At 72.5% G+C, this 26908-nt stretch carries 19 protein-coding genes; 13 read left to right on the top strand and 6 right to left on the bottom strand.

From position 1 onward, the window contains the following. Positions 1 to 68: 68 nt before the first annotated feature. The gene (locus ACFYW8_RS19995) at positions 69 to 1691 is read right to left on the bottom strand and encodes a DUF5691 domain-containing protein (RefSeq protein ID WP_389076827.1); all 1623 of its coding nucleotides are present in this window, start codon (positions 1689 to 1691) and stop codon (positions 69 to 71) included. A 124-nt stretch (positions 1692 to 1815) separates the two neighbouring features. Then, complete coding sequence (locus ACFYW8_RS20000) at positions 1816 to 3171, bottom strand: SWIM zinc finger family protein (protein ID WP_389076832.1); 1356 nt, start codon at positions 3169 to 3171, stop codon at positions 1816 to 1818. A 133-nt stretch (positions 3172 to 3304) separates the two neighbouring features. Here ACFYW8_RS20000 and ACFYW8_RS20005 point away from each other — a divergent pair, with 133 nt between their 5' ends. From ACFYW8_RS20005 to sucD, 5 genes are all read left to right on the top strand, one after another. Then, a complete protein-coding gene (locus tag ACFYW8_RS20005; protein WP_365870774.1) occupies positions 3305 to 4450 on the top strand; it encodes an AAA family ATPase in 1146 nt (381 codons plus the stop codon). After that, on the top strand, positions 4447 to 7188 hold the full coding sequence (locus ACFYW8_RS20010; RefSeq protein ID WP_389076840.1) for a DUF5682 family protein: 2742 nt from the start codon (positions 4447 to 4449) through the stop codon (positions 7186 to 7188). Before ACFYW8_RS20005 ends, ACFYW8_RS20010 begins: the two co-directional genes overlap by 4 nt. After that, complete coding sequence (locus ACFYW8_RS20015; protein ID WP_389076844.1) at positions 7185 to 8351, top strand: VWA domain-containing protein; 1167 nt, start codon at positions 7185 to 7187, stop codon at positions 8349 to 8351. The genes ACFYW8_RS20010 and ACFYW8_RS20015 overlap by 4 nt, the downstream gene beginning before the upstream one ends. 422 nt (positions 8352 to 8773) lie before the next feature. Next, a complete protein-coding gene (gene sucC / locus ACFYW8_RS20020; protein ID WP_365870771.1) occupies positions 8774 to 9952 on the top strand; it encodes an ADP-forming succinate--CoA ligase subunit beta in 1179 nt (392 codons plus the stop codon). Between the two features lie 21 nt (positions 9953 to 9973). Further along, on the top strand, positions 9974 to 10858 hold the full coding sequence (gene sucD / locus ACFYW8_RS20025; protein ID WP_329301294.1) for a succinate--CoA ligase subunit alpha: 885 nt from the start codon (positions 9974 to 9976) through the stop codon (positions 10856 to 10858). 77 nt (positions 10859 to 10935) lie between these two features. On the opposite strand, the gene ACFYW8_RS20030 is transcribed toward sucD, so the two are convergent. Continuing rightward, positions 10936 to 12159 carry a helix-turn-helix domain-containing protein gene (locus ACFYW8_RS20030; RefSeq protein ID WP_389076852.1) on the bottom strand — a complete coding sequence of 408 codons (1224 nt, stop codon included), beginning with the start codon at positions 12157 to 12159 and terminating at the stop codon, positions 10936 to 10938. Positions 12160 to 12267: 108 nt separating this feature from the next. Between ACFYW8_RS20030 and ACFYW8_RS20035 the strand changes: the two genes are divergently transcribed. Beyond that, positions 12268 to 14037 carry a DUF6350 family protein gene (locus ACFYW8_RS20035; protein WP_389076856.1) on the top strand — a complete coding sequence of 590 codons (1770 nt, stop codon included), beginning with the start codon at positions 12268 to 12270 and terminating at the stop codon, positions 14035 to 14037. 92 nt (positions 14038 to 14129) lie between these two features. On the opposite strand, the gene ACFYW8_RS20040 is transcribed toward ACFYW8_RS20035, so the two are convergent. Then, entirely contained in the window at positions 14130 to 14999 is an 870-nt protein-coding gene (locus ACFYW8_RS20040) for a hypothetical protein (protein ID WP_389076860.1), read from the bottom strand. Positions 15000 to 15469: 470 nt separating this feature from the next. Between ACFYW8_RS20040 and purN the strand changes: the two genes are divergently transcribed. Both purN and purH read left to right on the top strand, forming a co-directional pair. Then, entirely contained in the window at positions 15470 to 16090 is a 621-nt protein-coding gene (purN, locus tag ACFYW8_RS20045) for a phosphoribosylglycinamide formyltransferase (RefSeq protein ID WP_365870766.1), read from the top strand. Beyond that, complete coding sequence (gene purH, locus ACFYW8_RS20050) at positions 16087 to 17700, top strand: bifunctional phosphoribosylaminoimidazolecarboxamide formyltransferase/IMP cyclohydrolase (protein ID WP_365870765.1); 1614 nt, start codon at positions 16087 to 16089, stop codon at positions 17698 to 17700. Before purN ends, purH begins: the two co-directional genes overlap by 4 nt. 108 nt (positions 17701 to 17808) lie before the next feature. On the opposite strand, the gene ACFYW8_RS20055 is transcribed toward purH, so the two are convergent. Continuing rightward, positions 17809 to 18447 carry a hypothetical protein gene (locus tag ACFYW8_RS20055; RefSeq protein WP_365870764.1) on the bottom strand — a complete coding sequence of 213 codons (639 nt, stop codon included), beginning with the start codon at positions 18445 to 18447 and terminating at the stop codon, positions 17809 to 17811. A 267-nt stretch (positions 18448 to 18714) separates the two neighbouring features. Between ACFYW8_RS20055 and ACFYW8_RS20060 the strand changes: the two genes are divergently transcribed. From ACFYW8_RS20060 to ACFYW8_RS20075, 4 genes are all read left to right on the top strand, one after another. Next, the gene (locus tag ACFYW8_RS20060; RefSeq protein WP_365870763.1) at positions 18715 to 19569 is read left to right on the top strand and encodes a bifunctional methylenetetrahydrofolate dehydrogenase/methenyltetrahydrofolate cyclohydrolase; all 855 of its coding nucleotides are present in this window, start codon (positions 18715 to 18717) and stop codon (positions 19567 to 19569) included. Positions 19570 to 20017: 448 nt separating this feature from the next. Beyond that, entirely contained in the window at positions 20018 to 20464 is a 447-nt protein-coding gene (locus tag ACFYW8_RS20065) for a DUF3017 domain-containing protein (RefSeq protein WP_389077266.1), read from the top strand. Positions 20465 to 21491: 1027 nt separating this feature from the next. Next, the gene (locus ACFYW8_RS20070) at positions 21492 to 22481 is read left to right on the top strand and encodes a malate dehydrogenase (protein ID WP_365870762.1); all 990 of its coding nucleotides are present in this window, start codon (positions 21492 to 21494) and stop codon (positions 22479 to 22481) included. A 452-nt stretch (positions 22482 to 22933) separates the two neighbouring features. Continuing rightward, positions 22934 to 24025, top strand: a complete 1092-nt coding sequence (locus tag ACFYW8_RS20075) for a hypothetical protein (protein ID WP_389076876.1) — start codon at positions 22934 to 22936, stop codon at positions 24023 to 24025. Positions 24026 to 24128: 103 nt separating this feature from the next. Here ACFYW8_RS20075 and ACFYW8_RS20080 read toward each other — a convergent pair whose 3' ends face one another. Beyond that, entirely contained in the window at positions 24129 to 25046 is a 918-nt protein-coding gene (locus ACFYW8_RS20080; protein WP_365870760.1) for a helix-turn-helix domain-containing GNAT family N-acetyltransferase, read from the bottom strand. A 254-nt stretch (positions 25047 to 25300) separates the two neighbouring features. Here ACFYW8_RS20080 and ACFYW8_RS20085 point away from each other — a divergent pair, with 254 nt between their 5' ends. Next, positions 25301 to 26812 (top strand): aldehyde dehydrogenase family protein, encoded by a 1512-nt coding sequence (locus ACFYW8_RS20085; RefSeq protein WP_389076883.1) that lies wholly within the window; start codon positions 25301 to 25303, stop codon positions 26810 to 26812. Positions 26813 to 26908: the final 96 nt, after the last annotated feature.

Below are 26908 nucleotides of genomic sequence, written 5' to 3' on the forward strand. Positions count from 1 at the left end.
AGCGTCCGCAGGCCGCGGACTCGGTGGGTCCGGGTGCCACCGCCCGCGCCGGGGCGGTGGGCAGAAGATCATGGCGCCGTGAGTTCGGCGGACATGGTCGCTCTCAGGCGCAAGGTCGTCACCAGTCGCTGGAATGCCTCGGCCCAGTAGCCGCCGGCGCCCGGTACCGCGTTCTCCGACTCGTCGGGGACCGAGGTGAGGCCGTCGAGCCGCGCCGCCTCCACGGGGTCGAGGCAGCGCTCGGCCAGCCCCATGACCCCGCTGAAGCTCCACGGGTAGCTCCCCGCGTCCCGCGCGATGTCGAGCGCGTCGACCACGGCCCGCCCGAGCCCTCCCGCCCAGGGCACCGCGCACACTCCGAGGAGCTGGAACGCCTCGGACAGCCCGTGCGTACCGATGAACCCGGCCACCCACTCGGCCCGCTCCCCGGCGCCCAGAGTGGCGAGCAGTTTTGCCCGCTCGGCCAGCGACACCGCCCCGGGCCCCCCGGCCTCCGGAGCCGAGGGTGCCCCGAGGAGCGCCCTCGACCAACCCGGATCGTGCTGCCGTACCGCCGCCCGGCACCACGCCGCGTGCAGCTCCCCCTGCCAGCCGTCCGCCACGGGCAGGGCGACCACCTCTTCCGGTGAACGCCCGCCGAGCCGCTCCCGCCAGGTCCCGAGCGGTGCCGCTTCGACCAACTGGCCCAGCCACCAAGACCGTTCACCTCGGCCGGCCGGGGGTTTCGGCACCACCCCGTCCCGCTCCATCGCCGCGTCGCACTCGTGCGGTGCCTCGACCGTGATCACGGGCGCCGGGCCCGTACGGTCGACGGCCACGCACGAGACGGCTCTGGCCGCCATCCGCGAGGCGAGCGCGGATCCCGGCAGCGCGGACAGCAGCTCGGCCGCCGTCGCCCGTACATTGCGGCTGCGGTCGGCGAGGGCCCGCTCGAGGAACGGTTCGTCCTCGGCGCACAGCCCGGACCGCAGTGAGTCGAGGAACATCAGCCGGTCCTCGGCCCGCTCCGTCGCCCAGGTCGCGACCAGCAGCTCGCGCGCGCCGGACGGATCCTTGGCCCGCACCGCCGCCAGCAACGCGACCCGCTCGGCGAACAGCCCTTCCTGCCACAGCCGTTGAATGTGTTCGGTCTCCTCGGGATCCGGCAGCGCGGCGCCGCCGCCGGGTGAGGCGCGCAGCGCGAACCGCCACTCCGGATTCAGCCGGGCCAGCCACAGCGCTCGCGGCCCGGCGAAGGCCAGTGCCGCGGGACGCAGGTCCGTGCGCCCCCGGGCCGCGTCGAGGAGCGCCGGAAGGCTCTGCGCAGGTGCGGCGAATCCGCGCGCGTTCGCCAGGCTCAGCCACTGGGGCAGCAGCTCCATGAGATCCGGGGCCGCCCCTCTGCGGCCGCCGCCGCCCGTGCCGGGGCGGTCCGCCAGCAGCGTCGCCAGTCTGCGGGCCGCGGCGGGCGGCAGCGCGGTCCGCGGGTCCGGTGCCGCGGGCTCCGGACGGGCCGCCGCCCGTGCGGGCCGCATTCCGGCCCGCCGCCGCACGGTCTCCACGGCGGCCGCGTCCAGCAGCGTCACCGGAGCCTGCTGTCCAGGGTGGTGCCCCGGAGGCGTACGTCGCTCGGTCCCGAGCAGCGCCACTGTGACGAGCTCCTCCCAGGAACCGCCGACGGGCGCGCCCGTCGAAGCCGAAGTCGTGTTCATGAGCGTCCTTTCCGTACGGAGGGCATCAGCGGTGGCCGTCCGCCCAGCGGCAGCCGCCCGCCGGGCACGCTGGTCGGGGTGTCGTGCGCGGGGACGTGCGCGTTGGCGAGGGCGGGGACGACGGTCAGCACAGTGGCACGGCCTCGCCCTCGCCCCGCGGCCATGCCGTCAGCGGAGTGAAGCCCTGGTGGCCGCACTCGCCGAAGACCGTGACCGGGGCGCCGCCGGACAGGGCGGCCAGACGCCACAGATCAGGGCGGGACCGTGAGGCAAGGGAGAGGGGCAGGGCCAACTCGCCTTCGGCATCGGCTAGTTGCCATGCATCTCCGTCCGGCGTCGGAACGACCCGCTCCAGGGTGACCGGGTAGGAGTCCAGCCAGGGATCGGTGCGGAGAGCTTCTCCGTAGCGGGCGGCGGCCTCGGGCGTGGTCAGCCCCGCCGGCCGTATCGCGGTGGGCGCCGGAGGGGTGAACCGCTCGCCCAGAGCCGCCCGCAGCTGACCGGCGCCGGGGTGAGCGGACAGTTCCGCCTCGAAGGCCAGCCCCACCGGCAGGGCCAGATCGGGTGCCCGGCCGGCCGCGCCGTAGGAGAGGAGCAGGGCCGTGCGGCCGGACTCCGCCCCGTAGAGCCAGATCCTGCGGGTCGTGAGCCGGGCGTCAGCCGTGTCGTACTGCGCGAGGACAAGCCAGCGGTCGCGCACCGGCGGGCCGTCCGCCGAGCCGGGCAGCCCCACGCGGGAACGGACCGTGGCGGCCAGGTCGTCCGGCAGCCGCTCGCGCCGCAGCCAGCCCTGGCCGAGGAGGTGGAGCAGCGCGCACTCCTCCAGCAGCCGCACCGGCCAGCCCGGTCCCGACGAGGGAATCGCGCCCAACTCCCGTACGCGCGAGGCCAGACCGGGTGCCTGCGCGTCGACCATCCGGGCCGCCGTCTCCTCCCAGAGTCCGTACCCCGCCCGTTCGGCGGTGGCGAGGCCGCCGCGCAGCAGGTCCGCGAGCCGCTGCTCCAGCTCGGCCGCCCCCGCGGTGATCCGCTCGGCCCGCCGCTCCGCCCGGCGCCGCGCCGCCTCGGGATCACCCGGCGAGGAAGCTCCAGATCCCCCGCCCGCCGCACTCCGGCCCTCGGCGCGCTTGCGTCTTCCCTCCAGCCACTGCGCGGCCCAGTCCGGCGCCTGCCCGGACGGCACCGCGCCATCGGCGCCCGCCCAGAGCAGCAGCAGCCCCAGCGCGTGCTTGCACGGGAACTTCCGGCTCGGGCAACTGCACTTGTAAGCGGGACCCGCCGAGTCCGCGATGTCGATGGCCGTCTGATACGGCTTGCTGCCGCTTCCCCTGCACAGTCCCCATACCGTCCCCTCCTCAGTGCTGCCCGCTTCCGACCACGGGCCGGCCGAGCCGAGCTTGCTCCCCGCCTTGCGTGACGCGGCGTCAGGCGCCAGTGCCAGCACCTGATCCGCCGTCCAGCGCACCGCCTGCTGTGTCATGCCATCGAAGGTAGGTCCCACCACTGACAATCGACCCTCGCGAGTACGTTTTCGCAGGTCAAAGCGCATTGTCAGTGGCGTGGTGCACCGTGGAACCAGATCCGAACCGGCCGAGCTGGAGGGGGACCGAGCCATGACCGTGTCCGTTGAACCGACGTCCGTTCACACACCCGCGGGGGAGAGCGGGACGAGTCGGCCGAGCGAGGCGCTGCGGCCGCACGCCGAGCACGCCTTCGCCGCCGAACTCGCCGCGCTCGCCGCGCAGGACGACCGGCCCCGTCCGGAACGCTGGCTGCTGTCGCCCTGGGCCGTGGCCACCTATCTGCTGGGCGGGACACTGCCGGACGGCACCGTGATCACCCCCAAATACGTGGGACCGCGCCGCATCGTCGAGGTCGCCGTCACCACGCTCGCCACCGACCGGGCGCTGCTCCTGCTCGGTGTCCCAGGCACCGCGAAGACCTGGGTGTCCGAGCACCTGGCCGCCGCTGTCAGCGGCGACTCGACGCTGCTCGTGCAGGGCACGGCCGGTACGCCGGAGGAGGCCATCCGGTACGGCTGGAACTACGCGCGGCTGCTCGCGCACGGACCCAGCCGGGACGCGCTCGTGCCGAGCCCCGTCATGCGTGCCATGGCCGAGGGCATGACGGCCCGTGTCGAGGAACTGACCCGCGTTCCCGCGGACGTACAGGACAGCCTGATCACGATTCTCTCCGAAAAGACCTTGCCGATCCCGGAATTGGGCCAGGAGGTGCAGGCCGTCCGCGGCTTCAACCTGATCGCCACGGCCAACGACCGCGACCGCGGGGTCAACGAACTCTCCAGCGCGCTGCGCCGCCGTTTCAACACGGTGGTGCTGCCGCTGCCGGAGAGCGCCGACGCCGAGGTCGAGATCGTCTCGCGCCGTGTCGACCAGATCGGCCGCTCCCTCGATCTGCCGGCCGTGCCCGAGGGCATCGACGAGATCCGGCGGGTCGTCACCGTCTTCCGGGAGCTGCGCGACGGGATCACGGCCGACGGGCGGACGAAGCTGAAGTCGCCCAGCGGCACGCTGTCCACGGCCGAGGCGATCTCCGTCGTCACCAACGGCCTTGCTCTGGCAGCCCACTTCGGCGACGGCGTCCTGCGGGCGAGCGACGTCGCCGCCGGCATCCTCGGCGCTGTCGTGCGCGACCCGGCGGCGGACCGCGTCATCTGGCAGGAGTACCTGGAAGCGGTCGTCCGCGAGCGTGACGGCTGGAAGGACTTCTACCGTGCCTGCCGCGAGGTGAGCGCATGAGCGCGGAGCGGGACGCCGGGCCGCCCGCGCCGGAGGACGGGGTGACCGTCCGGGGCACGGGGCCGCTGCTGCTCGGGGTGCGGCATCACGGGCCGGGGTCGGCGCGGGCCGTGCGGGCAGCGCTGGAGGCGGCGGCTCCGCGGGTCGTACTGATCGAGGGGCCGCCCGAGGCGGACGCGCTCGTACCGTTGGCCGCCGACAAGGACATGCGGCCCCCCGTGGCGCTCCTCGCCCATGTCGTGGACGAGCCCGGCCACTCGGCCTTCTGGCCGCTGGCGGAGTTCTCGCCGGAGTGGGTGGCGATCCAGTGGGCTCTGGAGCACGGAGCCGGCGTCCGTTTCATCGACCTTCCGGCGGCTCACACCCTGGCCTGGGGGAAGGACGAGGTGGACCCGGAACGCGACGAGCCGGGGAGCACGTTCGCAGCCGAGCCGACCCCGCCCGGGAACCCCGACGCGCCCGGCACGGGGGGAGATCACGGTCCGAGGAGAGGCCACGGTCCGGAGGGAGACCGAGGTCCGGGAGGAGACCGAGGTCCGGGAGGAGACCCCGGCCCGGCGGGCGACCCCGCCCCGGCAGTAGGTCCCGGCCCACCGGGTGCTTCCGGCCCGGCGGGAGATCTCGGCCCGGCAGGTGATCCCGGGCGGCCGGGTGCGGCCGGTGATGCCGGCCGTTCCCTGGACGCGGAGGCCGTGCGGATCGACCCCCTCGGGATGCTCGCCGAGGTGGCCGGATACGACGACCCGGAGCGCTGGTGGGAGGACGTGGTCGAGCACCGGGCCGGGAGGGCGGGAGACCCGTTCGCGCCGTTCGCCGTGCTGGAGGAGGCCATGGGGGCGCTGCGCGAGGTGTACGGGGTCGGGGGACACGACCGGGACCTGGTGCGCGAGGCGTACATGCGGCTCCGGATCCGGGCGGCGCAGCGCGAGTTCGGGGACGACGTGGCCGTGGTGTGCGGGGCCTGGCACGTGCCCGCGCTCCGGCGGCGGACCCCGGTCGGCGCCGACCGGGCACTCCTCAAGGGCCTGCCGAAGGTCAAGGCCGACCTGACATGGGTGCCCTGGACGCACCGGCGGCTCTCCCGGATCAGCGGGTACGGGGCGGGCATCGACTCGCCGGGCTGGTACGGGCATCTGTTCAGCGCCCCCGACCGCCCGGTCGCACGGTGGATGACCAAGGTGGCCCGGCTGCTGCGCGACGAGGACCGGGGCGTGTCGTCGGCCCACGTCATCGAGGCCGTGCGGCTGGCCGACACGCTCGCCGCGATGCGCGGGCGCCCGCTGCCCGGACTGACCGAGACCACCGACGCCGTCCGGGCCGTGATGTGCGAGGGCTCGGACGTTCCCCTGGCGCTGGTGCGCGACCGGCTCGTGGTCGGGGACGTGCTGGGGGAGGTGCCGGAGTCCGCCCCGGCGGTGCCGTTGCAGCGGGACCTCACGCGGTCGCAGCGGCGGCTGCGGATCAGACCCGAGGCGCTGGAGCGGGAGATGGAGCTCGACCTGCGCAAGGAGACCGACGCGGGGCGCAGCACGCTGTTGCACCGGTTGCGGCTCCTGGGTGTCGCGTGGGGGGAGCCCGTGATGTCCCGCGGCAGCACGGGCACCTTCCGGGAGACCTGGCGGCTCCGCTGGGAGCCGGAGCTGTCGGTGCGGGTCGCCGAGGCCGGCGTGTGGGGCACGACGGTTCCGGCCGCCGCGACGGCCAAGGCCGAGGCGGATGCCGTCGGCGCGCCTTCACTGGCCGATGTCACGGCGCTCGCCGAGCACTGCCTCCTCGCCGAACTCCCGGACGCGCTGCCCGTGGTGATGCGCGTGCTCGCCGACCGGGCCGCCCTCGACGCCGACGTGGGCCACTTGGCGCAGGCCCTGCCCGCACTCGTCCGCTCCCTTCGGTACGGAGACGTACGCGGCACGGACACCCACGCCCTCGCCGATGTCGCGGCCGGCCTCGCCGAGCGCGTCTTCGTCGGTCTTCCGCCGGCCTGCGCCGCCCTCGACGGCGACGCGGCCGAGGAGATGCGCCGCCACGTCGACGCCGTACACGGGGCGGTGGGACTGCTGGGGGAGGTGGCCGCGGGGACCGCTTCGCCCGGTGGCGGAGCCTCGGCCGACGGCATCCGCGGGCGCTGGCACTCCGTGCTGCGGGTGCTCGCCGCGCGGGACACCGTGCCCGGGGTGGTCAGGGGACGGGCGGTCCGACTGCTCCTCGACGAAGGAGAGCTGGCGCAGGAGGAGGCCGCGCGGCTCATGGGGCTCGTGCTGTCGCCGGGTACGGAGCCCGCGGACGCGGCCGCGTGGATCGAGGGGTTCGTCGGGGGCGGTTCTGGCGGCGGAATGCTGCTCGTGCACGACGAGCGGCTGCTCGGGCTGGTGGACGCGTGGCTGACCGGGGTGCCGACGGACGCGTTCACCGACGTGCTGCCGCTGTTGCGCCGGACGTTCTCGGCGTACGAGACAGGGGTGCGCAGGACGCTGGGTGAACTGGTAAGGCGCGGACCGGAGCTGCGGACGAGTGCCGAGGTCACCGGCTCCGGCTCCGGCTCCGGCATACCCGGGTTCGCCCCCGACCTCGACGCCGGGCGCGCGGACGCCGTGCTGCCGCTGCTGAGCCTGCTGCTGGGGCTGGGCGAGTCCGGAGACGCGGAAGGCGACGACGCGGACGTCCGGGCCGACGACGGGAACGGCGGCGCGCGGACGGACCACGTCAACGACAACGATCTTGTGAGGATGGCTCCATGACCGAGGCAGCGGTGGGCGACGAGCGGCTGCGGCGGTGGCGGCTGGTGCTCGGCGGCGAGGAGGCGGACGGCACCGGTTGCGTGCTGTCCGGGCGGGACGCCGCCATGGACGGGGCGCTGGGCGCCCTCTACGGCAAGGGGGGCAACGGGAGCAAGGGGCAGTCGGGGCGGGACCGCTCGGCGGGGCTCGGGGCGTCGGCGCCGTCGGTCGCTCGCTGGCTCGGCGACATCCGGACCTACTTCCCCTCCTCCGTGGTCCAGGTGATGCAACGCGACGCCATCGACAGGCTCGGGCTCTCCGCGCTGCTCCTGGAACCCGAGATGCTGGAGGCCGTGGAGGCCGACGTGCACCTGGTGGGCACCCTCCTCTCCCTCAACAAGGCCATGCCGGAGACGACGAAGGAGACCGCGCGGGCCGTGGTGCGCAAGGTCGTGGAGGACCTGGAGAAGAGGCTCGCCACGCGCACCCGGGCCACACTCACCGGCGCCCTCGACCGCAGCGCCCGGATCAGCAGACCCCGCCACCACGACATCGACTGGAACCGCACGATCGCGGCCAACCTGAAGCACTACCTGCCCGAGTACCGCACGATCGTGCCCGAGCGGCTGATCGGTTACGGGCGGGCCTCGCAGTCGGTGAAGAAGGAGGTCATCCTCTGCATCGACCAGTCGGGATCGATGGCGGCGTCGGTCGTCTACGCCTCCGTGTTCGGTGCCGTGCTCGCGTCGATGCGGTCCATCGCCACCCGGCTCGTCGTCTTCGACACGGCCGTCGTCGACCTCACCGACCAGCTCGACGACCCGGTCGACGTCCTCTTCGGCACCCAGCTCGGCGGCGGCACGGACATCAATCGCGCACTCGCGTACTGCCAGTCGCAGATCACCAGACCCGCCGACACGGTCGTCGTCCTCATCAGCGACCTCTACGAAGGCGGGATACGCGACGAGATGCTGAAGCGGGTCGCGGCGATGAAGGCGTCGGGGGTGCGGTTCGTGACGCTGCTCGCGCTGTCCGACGAGGGGGCGCCCGCGTACGACCGTGAGCACGCGGCGGCGCTCGCGGCGCTCGACGCGCCGGCGTTCGCCTGCACACCCGACCTGTTCCCCGAGGTCATGGCCGCGGCGATCGAGAAGCGACCGCTCCCGATACCGGACACGAGGTGAGCGTTCCTGCCTGAGTCCGCGTTCCCGTCCTGAGCGCGGATGACCGGTTCAGGCTGGTTCAGGGACCCGGACGGCCGAAAGCCGGCGGATCCACCCGACCGGACCCCTGGGTGCCCGCCGACAGGATCCCGGCGGGGAGCGGCCGGCCGCTCGGGGCCCTCAGTGGCTGCTCACAAGGGCCTCAGCGGGTGATCCCCGGCCAGGTGAGGGCCTGTCCGGACCCGTTCTGTGACAGGTATCACCGCTGAGGTGTGATCTGCGATTTAGGGACCCGCGTCCCACGGCGATAACCTGCGAGACGGACATGCCGCGCGCTCGGACACCGTGTGCGCCACCCTTGTGACAAGCGGACGTCACGTTGCCCTTCGCGGCACGCCCACGCATCCAACGAACCGCGAGATCACTGATAGGGACGGACGCGCGTGGACCTGTTCGAGTACCAGGCGAGGGACCTCTTCGCCAAGCACGGTGTACCGGTGCTGGCCGGTGAAGTCATTGACACGCCTGAGGCAGCCCGCGAGGCGACCGAGCGTCTTGGCGGCAAGTCCGTCGTCAAGGCCCAGGTGAAGGTCGGTGGCCGCGGCAAGGCCGGCGGCGTCAAGCTCGCCGCCACCCCCGACGAGGCCGTCGCCCGCGCGACGGACATTCTCGGTATGGACATCAAGGGCCACACGGTCAACAAGGTGATGATCGCCGAGACCGCGCCCGAGATCGTCGAGGAGTACTACGTTTCGTACCTCCTCGACCGCACGAACCGCACCTTCCTCGCCATGGCGTCCGTTCAGGGCGGCGTGGAGATCGAGGTCGTCGCGGAGGAGAACCCCGACGCCCTCGCGAAGGTGCCGGTCGACGCCAACGAAGGCGTGTCGATCGAGAAGGCCCGCGAGATCGTCGCCCAGGCGAAGTTCCCGGCCGAGGTGGCCGAGCAGGTCGCCGAGATCCTGGTGACGCTGTGGGACACCTTCATCAAGGAGGACGCCCTCCTCGTCGAGGTGAACCCGCTCGCCAAGGTCGCCTCGGGCAAGGTCATCGCCCTTGACGGCAAGGTGTCGCTGGACGAGAACGCCGAGTTCCGTCAGCCGGACCACGAGGCGCTCGTCGACCACGCGGCGGCCAACCCGCTGGAGGCCGCCGCCAAGGCCAAGAACCTCAACTACGTCAAGCTCGACGGTGAGGTCGGCATCATCGGCAACGGCGCGGGTCTCGTCATGAGCACCCTCGACGTCGTCGCGTACGCCGGTGAGAACCACGGTGGCGTGAAGCCGGCCAACTTCCTCGACATCGGCGGTGGCGCCTCCGCCGCCGTCATGGCGAACGGCCTGGAGATCATCCTCGGCGACCCGGACGTCAAGTCCGTCTTCGTTAACGTCTTCGGTGGCATCACCGCCTGTGACGAGGTCGCCAACGGCATCGTCCAGGCGCTCCAGCTGCTCGCCGACAAGGGCGAGGCAGTCACCAAGCCGCTGGTCGTGCGTCTCGACGGCAACAACGCCGAGCTGGGTCGCAAGATCCTGTCGGACGCCAACCACCCGCTGGTCCAGCGCGTGGACACCATGGACGGCGCGGCCGACAAGGCCGCCGAGCTCGCGGCTGCGAAGTAAGGGACGAGGGACTAAACAGCCATGGCTATCTTCCTCAACAAGGACAGCAAGGTCATCGTCCAGGGCATGACCGGTGCCACGGGTATGAAGCACACCAAGCTCATGCTCGCGGACGGGACGAACATCGTCGGTGGCGTGAACCCGCGCAAGGCGGGCACCTCCGTCGACATCGACGGCAACGAGATCCCCGTCTTCGGCACGGTCGCCGAGGCCATCGAGAAGACCGGCGCCAACGTGTCCGTCCTCTTCGTGCCGCCGGCCTTCGCCAAGGCCGCCGTCGTCGAGGCGATCGACGCGGAGATCCCCCTCGCGGTCGTCATCACCGAGGGCATCGCCGTCCACGACTCCGCCGCCTTCTGGGCGTACGCGAAGTCGAAGGGCAACAAGACCCGCATCATCGGCCCGAACTGCCCCGGTCTCATCACCCCGGGCCAGTCCAACGCCGGCATCATCCCGGGCGACATCACGAAGCCGGGCCGCATCGGCCTGGTCTCGAAGTCCGGCACGCTGACGTACCAGATGATGTACGAGCTCCGTGACATCGGCTTCTCGTCCGCCGTCGGCATCGGTGGCGACCCGGTCATCGGTACGACGCACATCGACGCGCTCGCCGCGTTCGAGGCCGACCCCGACACCGACCTGATCGTCATGATCGGCGAGATCGGCGGCGACGCCGAGGAGCGTGCGGCGGACTTCATCGCGAAGAACGTGACGAAGCCGGTCGTCGGCTACGTCGCCGGCTTCACCGCGCCCGAGGGCAAGACCATGGGCCACGCCGGCGCCATCGTCTCCGGCTCCTCCGGCACGGCCGCCGCGAAGAAGGAGGCCCTCGAGGCCGCGGGCGTCAAGGTCGGCAAGACGCCGACCGAGACGGCCAAGCTCGCGCGCGAGATCCTCGCGGGCTGAGCTGTAGCCCGACCGAACGCCGGTGGGCCCGCACCCTTTGGGGGTGCGGGCCCACCGGCGTTCTCGCGCTCCGGACGTCAGCGGATCTCCGGGACCATCCGCTCCGGGCCGCTCATCTCCTGGGACCTCAGCTCGGCCCGGAGCCTCAGCTCCGCCGCGGAGAGCGGCCCGGGGGCGGCCCGGGGCGGCAGCCCGTGGATGGTCTCCGGCGGGGAGAGGGGGGCCTCGTAGTGGTCCGGGGCCGTGCGCAGCGTCAGGGCGGTCACCCCGATGAGCAGGACCGTGAAGGCGATGGCGGCCCGGGTCCACTGCTGGGCGCGCCGCTCGCCGTACCAGCGGACCGTGCGGGGCTTCGCCGCGCGCAGCCGCTCCGCGCTCGCGAGTTCGGCCAGCCGCCAGTGCAGATCCTCCGGCGAGGCCAGCTCCGGCAGCCGTGCGGCGACGGCCTCGCGTGCGTGCAGCACCCGGTTGGCCGCCGCGGGCGTGCTCGCCTCCGTCTCGGCCGCGGTCTCCGGCAGCCCGAGCCCGACACCGTCGTACAGCAGCAGCGTGCGCCGGTACACGGGCGGCAGTTCGAGGAGTACGTCGAGCAGCGCACGGTCGGCCGCGCCGGCGGGCGGCGCCTCCGGGTGCCGGTAGCGCGGGCGCAGCCGATGCCAGGGGGAGAGCGCGTACTCGTACGCCGTCGCGCGCACCCATCCGGCGGGGTCGCGGTCCACGGCCACTTCGGGCCAGCGGTACCAGGCCTGTTGGAACGCGCGTTCCACGGACTCTCGGGCCAGTTCGCGCCGCCCGGTCAGCAGATAGGCCTGTCGTACGAGGGCGGGGGCGCAGAACGCGTAGAGCGCGTCGAAGGCCTGAGTGGGCGTCAGGGGCGGCTCCAGGGGATCGGGGTCCGCGTTCGCGGCAAGCCGCTCACCGGCCCGGTCGAAACGCTGCCCCGCCCGATCGGAACGCTTCCTGCCCGTGGCGGACCGCTCCCCGCCCCCGGCCGGCCTGGCCTCCTGGGCCGCCCCCGTCCCCGTCCCCGTCCCAGTCCCCGCACCCGCTCCCACCAGCTCGGGAGCGATGTCCTCCTGACGGAGGTTCACCTGGGCGTGGGCCGACTCGGCGGTGAGCAGGCTCGCGTACGCCTCCCGCAGGCTGCCGTGCGGTGCCGAACGGCCGGACTCCCACGAGCGCACCGTCGCCCGGCTGACGCCCAGCCGGGTGGCCACGTCGGCCTGGCTCAACGATCGGCCCTCGCGCAGGCGGCGGCGCTCCTTGGGCGCCGGCAGCGGGGTGACGGGGCTCTGTGTCATGTCGGATCCCCCAGGGTGCCCCTTCGTGCGAAAAAGTACATAACTGCATATTGAGCGACACCTCCAGGGTTCGCCTGTTACGACGAGAAAGCGCGTGTCGTTGGGAGCATGAGAGTCGTGACCCAAATCACCGACCGCAGGCTCTCGTTGTCGCCGCTGTTCACCCGGATGCGCGACCGATCACCCGGACTGGCCTCGGGCCTCCTGGGCGGCGCCCTCGCCGCGGGGCTCGGACTCGGCTCGTTCGCCGTCCTCGTCATGGTGCTGTGGATCAGCTCGCCGTACCCGGACAGCGGGCCGGGCGGGGCGCTGCATGTCGCCGCCGCGCTCTGGCTGCTCGCCCACGGCGTGGAGTTGATCCGCACCGACACCCTGTCCGGCCTGCCGATGCCGGTGGGGGTGACGCCGCTCCTCCTGCTCGCCCTTCCGGTGTGGCTGCTGCACCGGGCCGGGCGGGAGGCGGCCGATGTCACGTCGGGGGCGTCGCCGCGTACGGCGTGCGCCGGTGTCGTGACCGGCTATCTGTCCGTCGGCTGGGCCGCCGCGCTGTACGCCTCGGGCGGGACGTTGCGCCCCTCCTGGACCTGGGCCGTCGTCTGCCTGCCGCTGCTCGCGGTGATCGCCGCCGGAACGGGCGTCTGGACGGCGTACGGCCGGCCGTGGGGCCCGATGCCGTTCTGGCGGAAGCGGGCCGCGGCGGCTCTTCCGCTCGACGGAGTGCGTCCGGTCCTGGCCGTACGCCGTCTCGTCGCCGACGACGACCGTGCCCTCGGCGGAGCGGCGCGGGCCGCCGCGGCCGGAGTCGCGGTCCTCGTCGGAGGTGGCGCGCTGCTCGTGGCCGCGTCGCTGGTCTGGCACGGGGACACGGCTCGCGCCTCGTTCGTCCAGCTCGCCGGGGGTTGGTCGGGCCGGTTCGCCGTGCTGCTGCTGTGTTTTGTCCTGGTGCCGAACGCGGCGGTGTGGGGGGCGGCGTACGGGCTCGGCCCCGGCGTCGTCCTGAGCGCCGGTCATGTCGCGGGGCCGCTGTCCGCGACCGTCGCCGGCGCGCGCACGTCGGCCGATCTGCTCCCGGCGTTCCCGCTGCTCGCGGCGTTGCCCGGGGCCGGTTCCGGGGCGCCGCCGACCTGGCTGAGCTGGCTGGTCCCGGTGGCCGCCGGGGTGACGGTGGCGCGGTTCGTGGTGAAGGCGCGGGCCGTACGGGGGACCCACGGCCGGGAGGAACCCTGGCCGCTCGGGCGGATCGTGGGCGTCGTCTCGCTCGCCGCCGGGTGGTGCGGCATCGCGCTCGGCGTGCTCGCCGGGCTGGCCGGGGGGCCGCTGGGGGTCGGCGCCCTGACCCACTTCGGGCCGGTGTGGTGGCAGGTGGGGCCCGCGGCGGCCGTGTGGACGGCGGTCGTCGGGATTCCCGTCGCGGTGGGTGCGGCCGAGTGGAAGGACCGTGGGCGCGGGGCGGCGAAGGACGCGGGTGTCCGCCGGGACGCGCGTGGCAGCGGCTGGACCCCCCGGCTGCCGATGTCACGCTGGATGCCGCGGCGGAGGGGCACGACCTCGGTGCCGGTGCCGGTGCCGGTGCCGACGCGGGCGTCGCCGTCCATCGCGGCTCGGGCGGAACCCGCGGCTCGGGTCGAACCCGCGGTGCTGGAGTCCGTTCTGGAGGACGCCTTCGATCCGTACGACCGCTACGACCCCTACGGCCCCGACGAGCCGTACGAGCCGTACGACTTTCTGCCGGGGGAGGCCGCGGCGGTCGCGTGGCACGAGGAAACGTCGAGGGAGACCCGCTGGGAGGCCCTGAAGAAGGCGAGCGGGCACGCCGAATCGGAGGAACCGGAGGGCCTGGAACACCCGGAGGGCCTGGAGGGCCCGGCAGGGCCCTGAGCGCATGTCCTGCCGGGCGGGGAGCGGGCCTCCTGCCGGGCGGCGAACCGGCCTCCTGCCCCGGGCGGTGGCCCCGGGCAGAAGGCGATTCGTCAGTTGTGGGTGCCCAGCAGCCCGCGCAGGTCCTTCGGGAGAAGGTCGTTGCAGGACTGCTTCGCGGCGTTGGTCAGGGCGTCGTTCGCGCAGGAGTAGTAGTCGCTGTAGACGAGGTGGGCGGTGAAGATCCCGGCGACCATCACGATGGCCAGCGACGCGGTGACCATGCCGCTCACCGCGGCGGTCATCTGGGGGCGGACGTTCGGGTCGGGCGCCGGGGCGTCCGGGTCCGGAGTGCGCGTCCTGGAACGGAGCGCGCTGCCGCCCCAGTACAGGGCGAGTGTGCCGAGCAGCAGGGCCACGTACGGCCAGCCGAAGAGGACGAAGAAGAACGCCCACATGCCGGAGAGCAGTGCGTAACGGGCGCGGCGCTGGGCCGGGTCCGTGGGGTCCCAGCGCATCCCCCCGCCGGGTGTGCCGCCGGGTCCTTCGGGGCCGCTCTGCCCCTGCGGCGCGCCCGGCCGGTCGCCGAAGCCGCCGCCACTGGAGGGACCGGGCTGCCGGTCGCTCCACTGGCTGCCCCAGGGGGAGGGCCCCGGACCCTGATGCCCGCCCTCGCCGCCCTCGCCCGAGCCCTGTCCGTGGCCGTGCCGGCGCGGTTGCCATGGCCGGTCGGGTGTCCCCTCCGGCGGCGGCGCGAACGGATTGTCCTCCTGGCCGGAGGAGGCCGGGTCGGACGGGGGAGCGTCGGGCGCGTCGGGTCCGCGCTCGTCCGAGGGGCCGCCGCTTCCACCCGCCGAGCCGCCGCCGTTCCCGTCCGCGGAGCCGGGTCCTGTGGAGCCGTCCCCGCCCGACCTCGGCGGGGTGGACGAAGGGCGCCGCTCGCGCAGCAGGAGCGGAGGGAGTCGGAGACTGCGGTCCGGCATCAGGTGAGCGTCTTCCCCTTGGTGGTTCTGGCAGGCGGCGTGTCCACACAGCTTCGCGCTCGTGACGCGCGCCCCGAGCCGGTCCTCCCGGGCTGACGCCTCGGGCCGGTCCGCCCCGGACTGACGCCCCGAGCTTCGCACTCCGGACTCGCGCCCCGAGCTCGTACCCCCCAAACACGCGCTCCGGATGTCTCCGGGGCCCGTGCCACAGGTGGTGTCGGGGCCGTGCCCCGACAGTTCGTCTTGTCCCAGGTCAACGTCCCGCGCGCACGGGGCGTTCCCCCTGCCGCAGGTGTTCCCGGGTGGATCCTCCCCAGACGCTACCTTCCGGCCTCGCCCCCGTCCCGCGGGGGCCGCCCGGTGTGCCGGTATCGTTGCTGTCGGTCGGCCGCTTCGTAGACTTCCCCGTATCCCGGGGCGCGAAGCATTCGTACGACCGTACAAACGCTCCCCCGAGAAAGGGCCCTCTCGTGGCCAAGACCAAGCGCCTCGTCGTGCTGGTCTCCGGATCAGGTACGAATCTGCAGGCACTGCTCGACGCCGTCGCGGAGGCGGGGCCGGCGGCCTACGGTGCCGAGATCGTGGCCGTCGGGGCCGACCGGGACGGCATCGAGGGGCTCGCGAGGGCCGAGCGGGCCGGGCTCCCGACCTTCGTGTGCAAGGTCAAGGACCACGCCGGCCGGGACGAGTGGGACCGCGCGCTCGCCGACGCGACCGCCGCGTACGAGCCCGATCTTGTCGTGTCCGCCGGGTTCATGAAGATCGTGGGGAAGGAATTCCTCGCCCGCTTCGGCGGACGGTTCGTCAACACCCATCCCGCGCTGCTGCCCAGTTTTCCCGGCGCCCACGGCGTCCGCGACGCGCTCGCGTACGGAGCCCGGGTCACCGGCTGCACCGTCCACTTCGTCGACGACGGCGTCGACACCGGACCGATCATCGCCCAGGGCGTGGTCGAGGTCCGCAACGAGGACGACGAGAGCGCTCTGCACGAGCGCATCAAGGAAGTCGAGCGAAGCCTGCTCGTCGATGTCGTGGGGCGGCTCGCCCGCAACGGCTATCGCATTGAGGGACGAAAGGTAGTTATCCAGTGACCGCCGACAGCACAGTCACGGCCGAGAGCACCGAGGGCACCAAGCGGGTCATCCGTCGCGCGCTCGTCAGCGTGTACGACAAGACCGGTCTTGAGGAGCTGGCCCGCGGGCTGCACGCGGCCGGCGTCGAGCTCGTCTCCACCGGATCCACCGCCGCGAAGATCGCCGCGACCGGTGTGCCCGTCACCAAGGTGGAGGAGCTGACCGGCTTCCCCGAGTGCCTGGACGGCCGCGTCAAGACCCTGCACCCCAAGGTCCACGCCGGGATCCTCGCCGACCTGCGCCTGGAGAGCCACCGGCAGCAGCTCGCCGAGCTCGGCGTCGAACCGTTCGACCTCGTCGTCGTCAACCTCTACCCCTTCCGGGAGACGGTCGAGTCCGGGGCGACCCCCGACGAGTGCGTCGAGCAGATCGACATCGGCGGTCCCTCGATGGTCCGTGCCGCGGCCAAGAACCACCCCTCCGTCGCCGTCGTCACCAGCCCCGACCGCTACGGCGACGTCCTCGCCGCGGTCCAGGACGGCGGTTTCGACCTGCACACCCGCAAGCGGCTCGCCGCCGAGGCCTTCCAGCACACGGCCGCGTACGACGTCGCCGTCGCCTCCTGGTTCGCCTCCTCGTACGCGCCGGTCGACGCTGCGGCCGACAGCGGCTCCGCCGCGGGGCAGTTCCCCGACTTCCTCGGTGCCACCTGGGAGCGCGCGCACACCCTGCGCTACGGCGAGAACCCGCACCAGCCCGCGGCGCTCTACACCTCCGGCACGGGCGGCCTCGCCGAGGCCGAGCAGCTGCACGGCAAGGAGATGTCGTACAACAACTACACGGACACGGACGCCGCGCGCCGTGCCGCGTACGACCACGAGGACCCCTGCGTCGCGATCATCAAGCACGCCAACCCGTGCGGGATCGCCGTCGCGTCGAACGTCGCCGAGGCGCACCGCAAGGCGCACGCCTGCGACCCGCTGTCCGCGTTCGGCGGGGTGATCGCGGTCAACCGGCCGGTCACCAAGGAGATGGCCGAGCAGGTCGCGGAGATCTTCACGGAGGTCATCGTCGCGCCGGAGTACGAGGACGGCGCCCTCGAAGCCCTCACCAAGAAGAAGAACATCCGCGTGCTGCGGGCCCACAACGCCCCGGCCGCCCCGGTCGAGATCAAGCCCGTCGACGGCGGCGCGCTGCTCCAGGTCACCGACCGGCTCCAGGCCGCGGGCGACAACCCGGCGAGCTGGACCCTGGCGACCGGTGACGCCCTGAGCGAGGGCGAGCTCGACGAGCTGGCCTTCGCGTGGCGCGCCTGCCGCGCGGTGAAGTCCAACGCCATCCTGCTCGCCAAGGACGGCGCCTCGGTCGGCGTCGGCATGGGCCAGGTCAACCGCGTCGACTCCGCGAAGCTCGCGGTCGAGCGGGCCGGCGCCGAGCGCGCCCGTGGCTCCTACGCCGCCTCGGACGCGTTCTTCCCGTTCCCCGACGGCCTGGAGATCCTCGCCGACGCGGGCGTCAAGGCCGTGGTCCAGCCCGGCGGTTCGGTCCGCGACGAGCTGGTCGTGGAGGCCGCGAAGAAGGCCGGTGTCACGATGTACTTCACCGGGACACGGCACTTCTTCCACTGATCCCCGACCGCGCCGAGCCCGTCCGCGTACGGGATTTCGCGCGAGCGGCGCAAGCACCAGGGCCGTGTCCCCCCTGTAGGGGTGAGGCACGGCCCTTGGCGGGTTCGCTCAGTAGCGCGGACGGTTGAACCACGCGACGCCGGACGGCACGATCATCGCCGCCGCCATCACACCGCCGAAGCCGATCCACAGCAGCGCGAACACCAGCGAAGCGGAGGAGTTGGCGTTCGCCGCGGAGATCAGGCCGAGGAAGCCGAACAGGGAGCCCAGGATGCCGTAGATCATGGTGGTGATCCGGACGCCCTGCCCGCCTCTGGTGAACTTGACTCCCAGCGTGATCGACAGACCCGCGAGGCCGAGGAAGAGCAACGCGATGACGAGGATGATGCCCGCGGAGTCGTGGCCGAGGTCGGAGAAGCCGTTGTTGCCGAAGGTGTTCTCGCCCGCGTTGGACGCGTCGTTGATGGTGGCGGCGCCGAAGATCGCGAATATGCCGATGAGGACCTGAACGGCGGCGACGATGTAGAGCAGCACACGAGCGGTGGTCATCAGGCCCGGCATGGTCGGCTGCATCATGTTGCCGACCGGGTAGCCCGGGTACGCGGGCTGCTGCGGGTAGCCGTAGCCCTGCGGGGGCACGCCGGGCGGGGCCTGCGGATATCCGTACCCGGGAGGCCCAGGCGGCGGCGCGGTGGGAGGCTGCTGCGGCGGCGGGCCGTAGGGGTTGTTCGGGTCGCCGAAACTCATGGCGGGTTTCCTCCGTTGCCTGGTGCGGTGACTACGCGTGGCACGGTTCGGAGGAATTGCTACAGAGCGGTCTGTCCCCCCGGTACTGCCCGCGACACTGTGTGCTCATCGTTCTTTAGCGGGCTCTTACTTGTCCAGCGCCATTCCGTATGTGTTGTCCAAGTGCAACATGAGTGATCATGGCCGGATACGGGCGAATCGGGTGCGGGAGGGCGGTTGTGGCCCCGGATTGGAACCTGGACCGCGTCATCCGGGAGGATGGGGGTCATGACCGCCCAGATTCTCGATGGCAAGGCCACCGCAGCCGCGATCAAGTCCGACCTGACCGTCCGCGTGGCGGCCCTGAAGGAGAAGGGCGTCACGCCCGGCCTCGGGACGGTCCTGGTCGGCGACGACCCCGGAAGCCAGAAGTACGTCGCGGGCAAGCACCGCGACTGCGCCCAGGTCGGCATCGCCTCCATCCAGCGCCAACTGCCCGCGACCGCCACGCAGGAAGAGATCGAGGCGGTGGTCCGGGAGCTGAACGAGGACCCCGCCTGCACCGGCTACATCGTCCAGCTGCCGCTCCCCAAGGGCATCGACGAGAACCGCATCCTGGAACTGATGGACCCGGACAAGGACGCGGACGGCCTGCACCCGATGAACCTCGGGCGTCTCGTCCTCAACGAGCCCGCCCCGCTGCCCTGCACCCCCAACGGCGTCCTCACGCTCCTGCGCCGCTACGGCGTGGAGATCAAGGGTGCCGAGGTCGTGGTCGTCGGCCGCGGCGTCACCATCGGGCGCCCGATGCCTCTGCTGCTGACGCGGCGCAGCGAGAACGCCACCGTCACCCAGTGCCACACCGGCACCCGTGACCTCTCCGCGCACCTCAAGCGCGCCGACATCATCGTCGCCGCCGCGGGCTCCGCGCACCTGATCAGGGCCGAGGACGTGAAGCCGGGCGCCGCCGTCCTGGACGTCGGTGTCTCGCGCAGCGCCGAGGGCAAGATCGTCGGCGACGTCCACCCGGACGTCGCCGAGGTCGCCGCCTGGATCTCGCCGAACCCGGGCGGTGTCGGCCCGATGACCCGGGCCCAGCTGCTCGTCAACGTGGTGGAAGCGGCGGAACGCAGTGTCGGCTGACGGCAACACCCACGAGTCCGGGGACGGCGCGGCGCGCGACGCGCGAGGCGCCGGCACCGAGGCGGCCGTACGGGAGGCGGAGAGCGCTCTGCGCGAGGCCGTCACCGGGACGCGTGCTTCTGCCTCCTCGTCCGCCTCCTCGTCCGCCCCCGCCTCCGCTTCTGCGGGAGCCGGGGCGGGGGCCGGTTCCCGGGCGCGGGGCACGGACGGCCGGGCGACCGGGCCCGGGTCGGCCGCCGGGACCGAGCCCAGGTCGGCTGCCGGGACCGGGACCGCTCGGCGGACCGAGTCCGCTTCCGAGAAGGAGACCGAGATCGAGACCGAGACCGAGACCCAGACCGAGTTGAAGGCCGGGGCCGGGGAAAAGGCCGGAGGCGAGGCCGGGTCCGTGGCGGAGGCGAAGACCGGGTCCGGGACCGGGACGGGCTCCGAGGCCGAGGGGGATGAGCTGGACGGGGTGACCGTGCGGGACGCGATCAGCGCACCCGACGCCGAGGGGAAGCCGCGGCGCACCACGCGGCGCTTCCCGCTGTTCACCCGGGACACCGCCCGGCCCGAGGGCGGTGGCCGGGCGGCGGCCGGGGATGCCCCGGCGCCCGCGCGTCAGTGGCCGATCCTCACCGTGCTGTCCGCCGTCGCGCTCGGCCTGCTGCTCACCGCGCTCGACGTGTTCCGCGTCGGCACGATCCTGATCGGCGCCGCGCTGCTCGCGGGTGCCGCGATGCGCTGGATGCTGCCCAGCGTCGGCATGCTCGCGGTCCGCTCCCGCTTCACGGACATGCTCACGTACGGCGTCCTGGGTACCGCCATCGTCGTGCTCGCGCTGATGGCCCAGCCCCATCCGATGCTGGTGATCCCGTTCCTCGACGACACGTTGCACTTCACGGTGCGCTGAATCGCGGACGACCTGCGCGTGTCCCGGCTCGCCTCTGCGGCCCGCGGCCCGTCTTCTCCTTCGGGGGAAGGCGGGCCGTGTTGTTTCACCCGACGCGCACTTGCCGACGCGCGCTTGCCGACGCCCGCGTGGCGACTTCGATGTCGAACTCGACTCGGCCTCGACTCCGACGTCGACTCCGACGTCGACTCCGACTCCGGCGTCGACTCGGCCTCGACTTCGGTTTCCCGTCCGGAGGTGACGGCGGCTCGTCCCCTCCCCCGAGTCGGGACGGGCCGCGGTCGGGCGAGTGTTCCGCCCGGGGTCAACCCTTGTGTACGGGAACGGACTGTTCAACAGCCGGCCGTCCGCTGTGGCACGGAAGTGACCATTCCGGTACGGTGTGCGCGCTGTGCGACGAGAAATATTCAACTCCGGCCCGCTGGGTGGTCGTTGAGGCCTGCCGTCGCGCCGGTACCGGTGCCGGTGCAGCCGTCCGGACGGGACGGGGCGGAGCATCGTCCGGCGCCCCGGGGACGGGGCCCGGGGCGGAGCCTGAGGGGCGATGAGGGTTCCCTGGTCGAGCGAAGCAGAGACCTTGGGAAGGACGCGGCGGAGGACGCGGCGGAGGACGCGGCGGAGGATGCGAAGCACAGCCGCGGACAGACCCCGGAGAAATCCTCCGGGTTGGGGGATTTGAGTTCGCCCGGAGGGGGCAGGCGGACGGTACCCCCACGGGATCCGGTGCTGTCGGGGAGGGGGGAGATCCCTTTCCGGCGCCCCCGGTAACCCCTTTGGCGTCGCCGAGTTCACCCTCTCCCGAGCCCGGCGGCCGCCCTCCCGGGGGTATTTGCGGGAGATCTGTGGGGTGGGCCACACGGACCCTGACGTCCGGCGTCCCGGATGCGCGATAGCCTGACGGCGGATCTCTCTTGACGCCGAGAGATCGATCATCGTCACCTTTGATCGATCATTGCGGCGGTTGCAGGGGACGATCCTGCACCCGGGGCAGGGACGCCCCACCGCCAGCTGTCATACGGAGAACGCCATGACCCGCACTCCCGTGAACGTCACCGTCACCGGCGCGGCCGGCCAGATCGGTTACGCCCTGCTCTTCCGCATCGCCTCCGGCCAGTTGCTCGGCGCGGACGTGCCGGTCAAGCTGCGCCTCCTGGAGATCACACCGGCGCTGAAGGCCGCCGAGGGCACCGCCATGGAGCTCGACGACTGCGCCTTCCCGCTTCTTCAGGGCATCGACATCACGGACGACCCGAACGTCGCCTTCGACGGCACCAACGTCGGTCTCCTCGTCGGCGCCCGCCCCCGCACCAAGGGCATGGAGCGCGGCGACCTGCTCTCCGCCAACGGCGGCATCTTCAAGCCGCAGGGCAAGGCCATCAACGACAACGCCGCGGACGACGTCAAGATCCTGGTCGTCGGCAACCCGGCGAACACCAACGCGCTGATCGCCCAGGCCGCCGCCCCGGACGTACCGGCCGAGCGCTTCACCGCGATGACCCGTCTGGACCACAACCGCGCGCTGACCCAGCTCGCGAAGAAGACGGGCACCACGGTCGCCGACATCCAGCGTCTGACGATCTGGGGCAACCACTCCGCCACCCAGTACCCGGACATCTTCCACGCCTCGGTCGCCGGCAAGAACGCCGCCGAGGTCGTCAACGACGAGAAGTGGCTGGCCGAGGAGTTCATCCCGACCGTCGCCAAGCGCGGTGCGGCGATCATCGAGGCCCGTGGCGCGTCCTCGGCCGCCTCGGCCGCCAACGCCGCCATCGACCACGTCTACACCTGGGTCAACGGCACGGCCGACGGCGACTGGACCTCCATGGGTATCCCGTCGGACGGTTCGTACGGTGTGCCGGAGGGTCTCATCTCCTCCTTCCCCGTCACCACGAAGGACGGCCGGTACGAGATCGTCCAGGGCCTGGACATCAACGAGTTCTCGCGCACCCGCATCGACGCCTCCGTGAAGGAGCTCGAGGAGGAGCGCGAGGCGGTCCGCAGCCTCGGCCTGATCTGATCCAACCGGAATCCGATCCGACCGGAATCCGATCGACCGGGATCTGATCCGATCCGATCCGATGCGGACCGAGCTGAGCCGGTCCGAGTCGGGCTGATACCGGTCCGACTCGGCTTGGCCGAGTCGGTTCCTCCGCAGTACACACGATGCCCGGGTGGTGTTCACCACCCGGGCATCGGTGTGTTCGGGGGCCGGCCGTCGCGTGTACGCGCGTCCATGCGGCCGGAGACCGCCTTGTCGTCCGGCGGCGCGGGTGAAGGGCGGAAAGGCGTACGGAAAGTACGTATCGAACGTGTGTGCTTTGTCGCCATAAAGAGGGGTGCTGTTGGCGGAATTCTCACTATCGTCATTGCGTACGGTCCGCTGGGGACAGGGGCGCGGCAGAGGTTCGGCGAGAAATGCGTCGGGATCGGGCCGTCGGGTGGGGCCGACGGGGAGCGGGGGGTGACGGGATGGCGCAGCGATGGGACGCGGACCGTCGGCAATGGGTCGATGACGGTACGGTCCGGCCGGCCGATGGTGGAGTTCAGGACGGTGGTGGAGTTCAGGACGGTGTCGACGCCGGCGGAGCGCCGCCGGCCGGGGACCAGGAGCAGTGGTGGGCGGCGGCCACGCAGGCGGGTCCACTGCGGCAGCCTGAGCCCGGTCCGCCCCCGGGTTCCGTACCGCCGCAGCCCCAGGTGCAGACGCCGCAACAGCAACAGCAACAGCAGCCGCACTGGTCCCAGCCCCAGTATCAATATCAGCAGCAGGCTCAGGCCTGGTCGCAGCCGCACCAGCAGCCGCACCAGCAACCGCAGACCTGGCCCGGGGGCGGCGCGACGCCCGGGGGCGGTCAGGCGGCGCCGAGGGCCGGTGACTCGCGGCGGCTGCTCCTGGTGATCGTGGCCGTGGCCGTTCTGGCGGGCGGTGTGGGTGGCGGGCTGTGGGCGCTGACCAAGGGGGGCTCACCCGGGCATCCGGGCGCGGGTTCGTCCGGTCCCTCGGTGACCGTGACGGCTACGCGGCCCGGCGTGTCACCGGAGACCTCGAACGCCTCCGGCGCCTCCGGCGGCGAGGGCGCCTACGCCGACCCGGCGGCGACCACCGCTCCTGTGCCGTCCCCCGGGTACCGCCGGGCGGACGACCCGGTCGGCTACTCCGTGGACGTGCCGGACGGCTGGGCGCGCGAGGAGAAGCAGGGCAAGCTGGCGCCCGTCGTCACCTACACGGCGCCCGACGGAAACCGCAGGCTCTTGGTGTTCGAGATCATGGAACCCTCGGCGGCGGAATCCTCGGCGCAGGCCGAGAGCATCGCGCAGGGGGCCAAGGACTACCAGTACCTGGACCGGCGGACCGGCACCGGCTGGACGGAGTTCAGTTACAGCTACTACGACAAGCGGTACGGAGCCACACAGACCATCGACCACCGTTTCCAGGCCGCCGACGGCACGCCGTACGCCATCGTCGCGAGCGGTCCGCCGGGTGTGGACATGACCGAACAGCTGACGACGGCCGTGAACTCCTTCTGCCCGACCGGCTTCGACTGCACCAGCTCCACCTGACGCATGAATCGCACCTGACACGCGGGCCTCACCTGACACGCGGGCCCCACCTGACAAACGAGCCCCACCCGGCTCAGAACCACCGTTGGAGAAGGAACCGCCCCTAACGCGCGGGCGGTTCCTGTGTCCCGGCGCCGGGCAGCCGCTTCTCGAACCAGTGCGCCGCGTACACGTTGTCGTCGTACCGCGGGATCTCCGTGTATCCGCACGCCCGGTACATGGCCCGGGCCTCGGTGAGCACGGCGTGCGTGTCGAGCCGTACGACGGTGAACTCGCGTTCGGTGGCCCGTTGTTCGAGGCCGTCGAGGATGCGGCGTCCGAGGCCGAGGCGGCGGGCGCCGGGGTGCACCCACACATGGCGGATCTCGCCCACGCGGGGAGCGAGCCGACGGAGCGCGCCGCAGCCCACGGGGCGGTTCTCCTCGTAGGCGACGAGGAAGGCGCCCGCGTCGCCCGACACCTCGTCGGGCCGGACGAGGGCGCCGGGGTCGAAGCCCTCGGGGAACCGCTCGTCGATGTCGGCCGCGTACGCGTCGAGGCAGGCGCGGGCGTCGGGGGAGGCGCCGTCGACGGTCTCGACGGTGATCGCGGCGAGCCGGAGCAGCCGGTGTGCCGTGTCGAGGGCCGCGGTCAGCTCCACGCGCCGGGGAGTGTCGAGCCCGCCGAGCAGACCCTCGGCCAGACCGTCGGCCAGCCGGTTCTGTTCCTTGACCTCGGCCTGCCCGGCGGCCGTGAGATCGGCGACGCGCAGTCTGCTGTCGCCGGGATGGACGCTCACCCGGACCAGACCCTGTGACTCCAGGGCCCGCACCATCCGGCTCAAGTACCCGGCGTCCAGGCCGAGCCGGGCCCTGAGTTCGCGCAGGGAGGCCCCCGCCCCGCCGATCTCGAACAGCAGCCGGGCCTCGCCCAGGGGGCGGTCCTGGCCGAGGTAGTGGTCGTCGAGTGCTCCGATGCGCCGGGTGAAGTAGCGGTTGAACCGCCGCAGCGCCGTCACCTGGTCCGCTGACACTGGCTCCATCTTTTCCGGCCCCCTGTCCGGTTCCGGTGCCGTTCCGTCCATGTTCCTTTGACTTTAGTCAAAGGAAAGCGAACCGTCCATCGCTGCCGAGCGGCCGTTCTGGTCGTATTTTGGTCGATTTTTCAGTGACCCGGCGCACTTCTGGTGACGGATTGTGCATGCGATCGAGGTCGGAGGGCAGGTGCTCACGGCTCCCGGGAGTGACACACGTGTGACACAGGGGCATCGAACAGGAACGGAAGGCAACACCGATCATGGCCGGACAGCAGGCAGAACAGACCATCCACGTGGGCGGCGAGTGGCGCGCGGCGCTCTCCGGCGCGAAGCGCGAGATCCTCGACCCCGCCGATGCCGAGCCGTTCGCCGTGGTCGCGGAGGGCGACGGGAAGGACGCGGACCTCGCGGTCGCCGCCGCACGCCGCGCCTTCGACGAGGGTCCCTGGCCGCACACCCCCGTCACCGAGCGCGCCGCCCTGCTGCGCCGCGTCGCCGACCTCCTGGTCCGCGACCGCGAGGAGCTCGGGCTGCTCGAAAGCCGTGACGCGGGCAAGACCCTGGAGGAGGGCCGCGTCGACATCGACTGCGTCGTCGCCGCCTTCCGCTACTTCGCCGACCTCGTGGTGGGGGAGGGCGGCGGGCGCGTGGTGGACGCCGGTTCGTCCGACGTCCACAGCGTCGTCGTGCACGAGCCCGTCGGAGTGTGCGCCCTGATCACACCCTGGAACTACCCCCTCCTGCAGGCCAGTTGGAAGATCGCTCCGGCCCTGGCCGCGGGCAACACCTTCGTGGTCAAGCCGAGCGAGATCACCCCGCTGACCACGGTCGCCCTGCTGGGTCTGCTGGCCGAGGCCGGGCTGCCCGCCGGAGTCGCCGGCCTCGTCACGGGCCCCGGACACACCGTCGGCGCCCGCCTCGCCGAGCACCCCGACGTCGACCTCGTCTCCTTCACCGGCGGCCTCGCCAGCGGTACGAAGGTGGCACGTGCCGCCGCCGACACGGTCAAGAAGGTCGCGCTCGAACTCGGCGGCAAGAACCCCAACGTCGTCTTCGCCGACGCCTGCGCCACCGAGGAGGGCTTCGACACCGCCGTCGACCAGGCCCTCAACGCCGCCTTCATCCACAGCGGCCAGGTGTGCTCGGCGGGTTCACGGCTCATCGTCGAGGAGTCCCTGCGCGAGCGCTTCGTCGCCGAACTCGCCCGCAGGGCAACCGTGATCCGGCTCGGCCGCGGCACCGAGGACGGCGTCGAGTGCGGCCCGCTCGTCTCCGAGCAGCAGCGCGCGAAGACCGAGGAATACGTCGCCTCCGCGCTGGCCGAGGGCGCGGTGCTGCGCGCCGGCGGCAAGCGGCCCGAGCCGTCAAGGGTCCGGCCCGCCGGCGGGTACTTCTACGAGCCGACCGTGCTCGACCAGTGCCACCGCGGGATGCGGGTCGTCCGCGAGGAGGTCTTCGGGCCCGTCCTCACCGTGGAGACCTTCGCCACCGAGGACGAGGCCGTCGCCCTCGCCAACGACACCGAGTACGGCCTCGCGGGCGCCGTCTGGACCGCCGACGCCGGCCGCGCCCGCCGCGTCGCGGGGCGGCTGCGCCACGGCACCGTCTGGATCAACGACTTCCACCCCTACCTCCCGCAGGCGGAGTGGGGCGGCTTCGGCAGGAGCGGCGTCGGGCGCGAACTCGGCCCGGCCGGGCTCGCCGAGTACCGCGAGACCAAGCACGTCTACCAGAACCTCGCGCCGGCGCCGGTCCGCTGGTTCGCCGGCTGACTTCGGCGCCCGTCGGTCGGTCCGCCGCCTGGCTTCCGCGCGCGTCCTTCGGTTCGCCGGCCGACTTCGGCTTCCGTCCGCCCGGCGGGCCTCCCC

This window comes from Streptomyces sp. NPDC002742, from assembly GCF_042888885.1.
GTDB lineage: Bacteria > Actinomycetota > Actinomycetes > Streptomycetales > Streptomycetaceae > Streptomyces.

What these genes read in the sequence shown, in the direction of transcription:
- ACFYW8_RS20035 (WP_389076856.1), top strand. Translation starts at nt 12,268, where the DNA reads ATGAGAGTCGTGACCCAAATCACCGACCGCAGGCTCTCGTTGTCGCCG.
- ACFYW8_RS20085 (WP_389076883.1), top strand. Translation starts at nt 25,301, where the DNA reads ATGGCCGGACAGCAGGCAGAACAGACCATCCACGTGGGCGGCGAGTGG.
- ACFYW8_RS20040 (WP_389076860.1), bottom strand. Translation starts at nt 14,999, where the DNA reads ATGCCGGACCGCAGTCTCCGACTCCCTCCGCTCCTGCTGCGCGAGCGG.
- ACFYW8_RS20075 (WP_389076876.1), top strand. Translation starts at nt 22,934, where the DNA reads ATGGCGCAGCGATGGGACGCGGACCGTCGGCAATGGGTCGATGACGGT.
- ACFYW8_RS19995 (WP_389076827.1), bottom strand. Translation starts at nt 1,691, where the DNA reads ATGAACACGACTTCGGCTTCGACGGGCGCGCCCGTCGGCGGTTCCTGG.
- ACFYW8_RS20070 (WP_365870762.1), top strand. Translation starts at nt 21,492, where the DNA reads ATGACCCGCACTCCCGTGAACGTCACCGTCACCGGCGCGGCCGGCCAG.
- sucD (WP_329301294.1), top strand. Translation starts at nt 9,974, where the DNA reads ATGGCTATCTTCCTCAACAAGGACAGCAAGGTCATCGTCCAGGGCATG.
- ACFYW8_RS20055 (WP_365870764.1), bottom strand. Translation starts at nt 18,447, where the DNA reads ATGAGTTTCGGCGACCCGAACAACCCCTACGGCCCGCCGCCGCAGCAG.
- ACFYW8_RS20010 (WP_389076840.1), top strand. Translation starts at nt 4,447, where the DNA reads ATGAGCGCGGAGCGGGACGCCGGGCCGCCCGCGCCGGAGGACGGGGTG.
- ACFYW8_RS20060 (WP_365870763.1), top strand. Translation starts at nt 18,715, where the DNA reads ATGACCGCCCAGATTCTCGATGGCAAGGCCACCGCAGCCGCGATCAAG.
- ACFYW8_RS20015 (WP_389076844.1), top strand. Translation starts at nt 7,185, where the DNA reads ATGACCGAGGCAGCGGTGGGCGACGAGCGGCTGCGGCGGTGGCGGCTG.
- ACFYW8_RS20005 (WP_365870774.1), top strand. Translation starts at nt 3,305, where the DNA reads ATGACCGTGTCCGTTGAACCGACGTCCGTTCACACACCCGCGGGGGAG.
- ACFYW8_RS20000 (WP_389076832.1), bottom strand. Translation starts at nt 3,171, where the DNA reads ATGACACAGCAGGCGGTGCGCTGGACGGCGGATCAGGTGCTGGCACTG.
- ACFYW8_RS20080 (WP_365870760.1), bottom strand. Translation starts at nt 25,046, where the DNA reads ATGGAGCCAGTGTCAGCGGACCAGGTGACGGCGCTGCGGCGGTTCAAC.
- ACFYW8_RS20030 (WP_389076852.1), bottom strand. Translation starts at nt 12,159, where the DNA reads ATGACACAGAGCCCCGTCACCCCGCTGCCGGCGCCCAAGGAGCGCCGC.